Here is a 5,111-nt window from a genome sequence, read left to right on the forward strand (position 1 = left end):
GTCCGGCGGGTTCGAAGTTGCGGCCTCGATGCGGCGGATGATCGACAGCCTTGACATGTCGCAAAAGAACGCCGCATTTCTCATCGATGAGGCCGAGCAGAGGGGGATGGAAGTCTCGGAAGCGAAGTTCAAGCTCCGCGAGGCCCGCCAGGCGCGGCTGCAATCGCGCACGATGGTCCATTCGGTCGACGAGCAGAGGTTCCGGGGCGTGGTGGAGAAAGGGCTCGTTGCGGCCGCAGTCGTCGCGGGCGACGGGCGGCAGGCGATCGACGAGTATTATTTCCGCCGGTGGGGGTTGGGCGTCGCGACTCTCATCATTACCATTGTCGGGGTCTCGCTCTATCTGTTGATCAAACGGATCGAGCGCCGGCAGGAACGCGCGCAGAAACCATCGTAAGACGACACTGAACATCATGGACATCGGACACCTCAGCATACTCGCAGCATTTCTGACCAGCCTGGGCGCGGCGTACTCTTACTTCACAGCCGGCGGAGGGCGCGGCCGCGCCTCCGGAGCGGGTCAACTCCCCCGCCGCCTCTACTGGGCGATGACGTTCGCCGTCCTGATCGCCTCCGGGACGCTCATGGCGATTCTGCTGACTCATCAATTCCAGTATTCGTACGCAGCCCGGTACAGCTCACAGTCGCTCCCCCTTCTCTACACGATCTCCGCCTTCTGGGCGGGCCAGGAGGGGACGTTCCTCCTCTGGGCTCTCCTCGTATCGCTGATGGGAGTTTTCTACATGCACGGTTCGGGGAAAAATGACGCGACGGGGATGGCCGTGGTGAGCGCCTTCTCGGGGTTCCTGTTCCTGCTGATGCTGGTCAAGAGCCCGTTCGAAATCTCACAGCAGATCCCTGCAGACGGGGCGGGGTTGAACCCGCTGTTGCAGGATCCCTGGATGGCGATCCATCCCCCCATTCTGTTCATCGGATACGCGGCCGCGCTTTTTCCCTTCGCAATGGTGGTCTCCGCTCTCCGCCGCCGCCGGTACGAGGAGTGGTTCGAGTCGGGGTTCGCCTGGACTCTCTTTGCCGCGGGGACGCTCGGGGCGGGAATCATCATCGGCGGGTTCTGGGCATATAAAGTCCTCGGATGGGGGGGCTACTGGGGATGGGATCCGGTCGAGAATTCATCGCTCGTCCCCTGGCTCATACTCCTCGCTCTCATTCACGGGCTCGTCGTTCAAAAGACGAAGGGGGCGCTCGTCCGAACAAACATGGCACTGGCTCTCGTTTCATTCATCCTGGTTCTCTATGCGACCTTCCTGACCCGGAGCGGCGTTCTGACCGACTTTTCGGTGCACTCCTTCGTCGATCTGGGGATCAGCAATTACCTGATCGGCGTCCAGGTCGCGGCGGTGTTCGTCGGGCTCGGGCTGTTCGCGTCCCGGTTTCGCGAGATCCGCTCGCCCGGCCTGGAATTCTCCGGGGTGAACCGCGACCTTGCGATGGTCGTCTCGATCTTCGTCCTTTGCCTCGGCGCGCTGTTTACCTTCGCCGGAATGTCCTCTCCGATCCTGACCGGACTTCTTGGCAAAGCCTCCCAGGTCGACACCTCATTTTACAATAAGGTCAACCTCCCCGTCGGGATCGGGATCGCGCTGCTGCTCGGCGTCACCCCGTTTCTCGGATGGTCGAATGAGGCCAACGCGTCGCTCCTTCGAAGGCTCTCTCTGCCCCTCGCTCTGACAGTCCTTTCATGCTGCATCGCCTACGTCGGCGGCGTGACCTCGGCCCTTCTGCTTCTCTTCGTCGGTTCCGCATCATTCGGAGTGATCAGCAACGCGGTCGTGGCCTTCCGCCAGTACAAATCGGGATGGATGACCCTGGGAGGGCCCGTCGGCCATATCGGAGTCGGCCTTCTTCTCATCGGGATCGTCGGCTCAGGTGAATTCGACGAGCGGACTCAGATTTCCCTCAAGGCCGGAGAGCCACAATCGGTCTTCGGTTACCAGTTGACGTTTCAGGGCGCCTCCGGCAATACCGCCGAGAGACAGTTCATGCAGATCGACGTCTCGGACGGGAGAAGCTCCTATCGCGCCGCCCCCCGGCTCTACTTCAGCGAATACAACCAGTCGCTCATGCGCGAGCCTGACATCAAGGTTTACCCGCTGAAAGATTTGTATATTTCCCCTCTCGAGATGAGAAGCCCGGCTGCGGCTCCTTCGCATCATCCGCTCTACGATATCACCAAGGGGGAGACCAAAGAGATCGCCGGGTACCGGATTAAATTTTCCGGTTTCGACATGTCGCAGCACGGCGATGCCGGGTCGATGGCCGTGGGGGCGCTCCTCGAGATCGAGCGGGGAGGAAAGGTGGCGCAGGTTACTCCCCGGTTGCTCTTCGACCCGAACGGAGAACGAAAACTGATTCCGGCCGATCTTCCGCCGGCCGACTACCGGTCGATGGGCGCCTCCCGACCGCAGGTCGCCCTGAGCGCGATCAGCGTGGAGGAAAAGAAAGTCGGACTGGAGATCCTCGGCATCGATGAAAAACCCGCTTCGGCTGCGCCCGATGAATTGATCGTCGAGGTGAGCACGAAGCCCTTGATGATGGTCGTCTGGACTGGTGTGATCCTGATCCTCGCTGGAACAGCGATGGCCTTCAAACGGCGGCTGGCGCCGGGGTAGGCTCAGCCTTCAGGCTGCGTTTGTTCGGTATTGCAGGCTACGTGTACCGGTTCGAAATCAGACAGGCCATCGGGTCCAGATTACCCTTCTCTCCCCCTGACCGCTACTTTTCCACTGATTTCTCAATTCTGAGAACTGACCATCAATCTAAACGGTTTTTTGATTCATTTTCGATAAATAGTGTCGAAAAAACGCTGAAAACCGTACCGAAACAGAGATAAGTCTGGCATCCTAAGTGCATTGAAAAGGGTGGAATCACCCGAACGATGACGCGCATAAAACTACATATTGGCTTTGTCCTGACCTGCCTCGGGGGAGTATTGTTCCTGGGCGATGCCCCGAAGGACGATATCAGCATCCTGGTCCCGTCCCCTTCCGATTCGATCTGTTATGACGCGGGCCGGCTGTTTCTCGTCTCCGCTTCGAAACAGGCCGGCGATGCTCTTCTCCTTTCCACGCAGTGGGAAAAAGTGCAGGCCTTCGATCTGCGCGGTGATAGCGCACGGGCGGGATTCGCGAAAGAGTTCTACCGGATGTTCGAGCCGAACATGACGCTGGAGCTCCTCTCGTACTCGTTCAAGATCTTCAAGGGCTATACCCCGGCGGAGTCGCTCGGATTTGCCTACACCGACACGCTCGACATCCGCGGGCTCTGGAAGCGGGCGGAATTCGCGAAGCTCGTGGGCGACGCCCGGAACCTCGGAGACGCATCGGAGGTGGTAGTGAGGGTCAGGGGATGGATCGACACTCTCTGCACCACGGCCTATGACGACCCGGTCAGCGACGGACGCGCTCTCTACAAGCTGCATGTCCGCCTCATCCCCGGCTCCAACAGAATCTTCCTCGCTCCCCGCGGAAGGAAGGAGAAGGCGGTGTCGTTCGCGTCGAGGTTCGTCATGGATTCGAAGCCGGTCGCCGACCGCCAGGGCCTCTTCCATAATTCGGAGCTTGAACGGAGCTGCACTTCCTGCCACGAAGGGCTTCCGAGCGCGGACAGCGGCGCCTCGATGAAAGCCGATTGCGGGGTTTGCCACAAGTCGATGACGGCAGCCCCGGTTCTCCACGCCCCGGCGGAAATGAAAGAGTGCGCGTCGTGCCACAGCTGGTCGGTGGAAAGAAAGATGGTCGTGGTGGAGAAGGGCGTGCCGGCCGCCTGCTACGATTGCCACGGCGAAAAGCAGGCCGAGGTGGACAGTTCGGCCTCCGCTCATCCGGTGGCATCCGAGTGTCTCACGTGCCATTCGCCGCACGGCAGCGACCAGAACCATATCGTGAAGGAAAAAGTCTATTCGCTCTGCACGGGCTGCCACGAGGACCAGAAGATAAATCATCCCGTGGGCAGGCATCCGCTGCAGTTTGCGAAGGTGAAGAACGGAGACGAGATCTCCTGCGTGACCTGCCATAACCCTCACGGGTCCGTCAACGAACATCTTCTCAGATTCCCCGGGGGCCGGATGGGAGTGTGCGCGCAATGCCACTGATGCGCATCGCAGCCGGCCTTCTGATTTGCGCAGCCCTGCTTTCCGGCGGGGCCCGCGGGCAATCGTTCGGCGATCAGGGACTCCTCAGCGGTTCGGGTCTCACGCTGCTACCGACGGCGACGGTCGCCCCCTCGTCCGAATTCCGCGTCCAGTATGCCCGCCTCAACTTTCTCAGGGAGGGCGGAAGGGGGTCGAACATCATCACGCTCTGCAGCGGGTTTTCGGAAAGCGTCGAAGGCTACGCGCGCCTGACGGGCGAGCAGACCGGCGCAACCAACTCCGGAATGGCCTATGCGGTCGGCGGAAAGTTTCGCGTCCCGGCGCTCTTCCCGGTGATCGGCCGGCTCGCGATTTGGGCGGAGAAGACACAATCCGACGCCGTGGCGCCGCGCGCTCTTCTTCCTCAGGACGCGTTCCGTGTTGCCGCCGTGGCGACGATCGACTCGGGGGGAATCCATCCGACCGCGCTCCTCGGAGTTTCGACGATCGGCGATCAGACAGTGTTGCTGGCCGGAGCCGGGTTTACTCTTGCCGCGGGCCACGACGTTCAGTTCGGACTTGAAGCGGCGCGGGGGTACCTCGGGGAACGGAGCGGCCAGTGTGCCGCAAGCGCGGCGATCCGGGTGCTCCCGAACGTCAGCCTCCACGTCAGCCCGGGCTATCAGACCGCGCCGGCGGCGTCCACCTGGACGATTTCACTGGGAATTTCCTGCACGACTGCGGGCATCGACTTTCAGCCTGTCGCCGCGGCGCCGGGCGGGAACGATCTCATCGTCCCCTCGCTCGAAGAAATTGAAAAAGAGCTCCGGAAGCCTGCCGGGGCGGATTCGTTGCGCAACTCCCCGCCAAAGCCGCCGGGGAAAGAGTAAATGAAGGAAACCATCATGAGTCGATCAAGCTCGAACCTGTTCTTGTTCATCGCAGCCGCAGCGGCGCTGGTCCTGGCCGGATGCGGCGGCGCGAAGGAAACGCAGAGGGAATCAAGAATCGTCTGGCC

At 61.2% G+C, this 5,111-nt stretch carries 4 protein-coding genes; all 4 read left to right on the top strand.

The window, feature by feature from the left end; genetic code table 11:
* Nucleotides 1–397: hypothetical protein (locus tag VI215_13700; protein ID HEY6193371.1), on the top strand; the 397-nt coding region annotated here is incomplete at its 5' end.
* Between the two features lie 16 nt (nt 398–413).
* Nucleotides 414–2,633 carry a cytochrome c biogenesis protein CcsA gene (gene ccsA, locus VI215_13705; GenBank protein ID HEY6193372.1) on the top strand — a complete coding sequence of 740 codons (2,220 nt, stop codon included), beginning with the start codon at nt 414–416 and terminating at the stop codon, nt 2,631–2,633.
* A gap of 266 nt (nt 2,634–2,899) precedes the next feature.
* Nucleotides 2,900–4,114: a cytochrome c3 family protein gene (locus VI215_13710; protein ID HEY6193373.1), complete on the top strand. Its 1,215-nt coding sequence runs from the start codon at nt 2,900–2,902 to the stop codon at nt 4,112–4,114.
* The gene (locus VI215_13715; GenBank protein ID HEY6193374.1) at nt 4,105–4,983 is read left to right on the top strand and encodes a hypothetical protein; all 879 of its coding nucleotides are present in this window, start codon (nt 4,105–4,107) and stop codon (nt 4,981–4,983) included. Before VI215_13710 ends, VI215_13715 begins: the two co-directional genes overlap by 10 nt.
* Nucleotides 4,984–5,111 lie beyond the last annotated feature (128 nt).

It is taken from the genome of Bacteroidota bacterium, from assembly GCA_036522515.1.
In the GTDB taxonomy this organism is placed as follows: Bacteria; Bacteroidota; Ignavibacteria; order UBA10030; family SZUA-254; genus VBOC01.

What these genes read in the sequence shown, in the direction of transcription:
- ccsA (HEY6193372.1), top strand. Translation starts at nt 414, where the DNA reads ATGGACATCGGACACCTCAGCATACTCGCAGCATTTCTGACCAGCCTG.
- VI215_13710 (HEY6193373.1), top strand. Translation starts at nt 2,900, where the DNA reads ATGACGCGCATAAAACTACATATTGGCTTTGTCCTGACCTGCCTCGGG.
- VI215_13715 (HEY6193374.1), top strand. Translation starts at nt 4,105, where the DNA reads ATGCCACTGATGCGCATCGCAGCCGGCCTTCTGATTTGCGCAGCCCTG.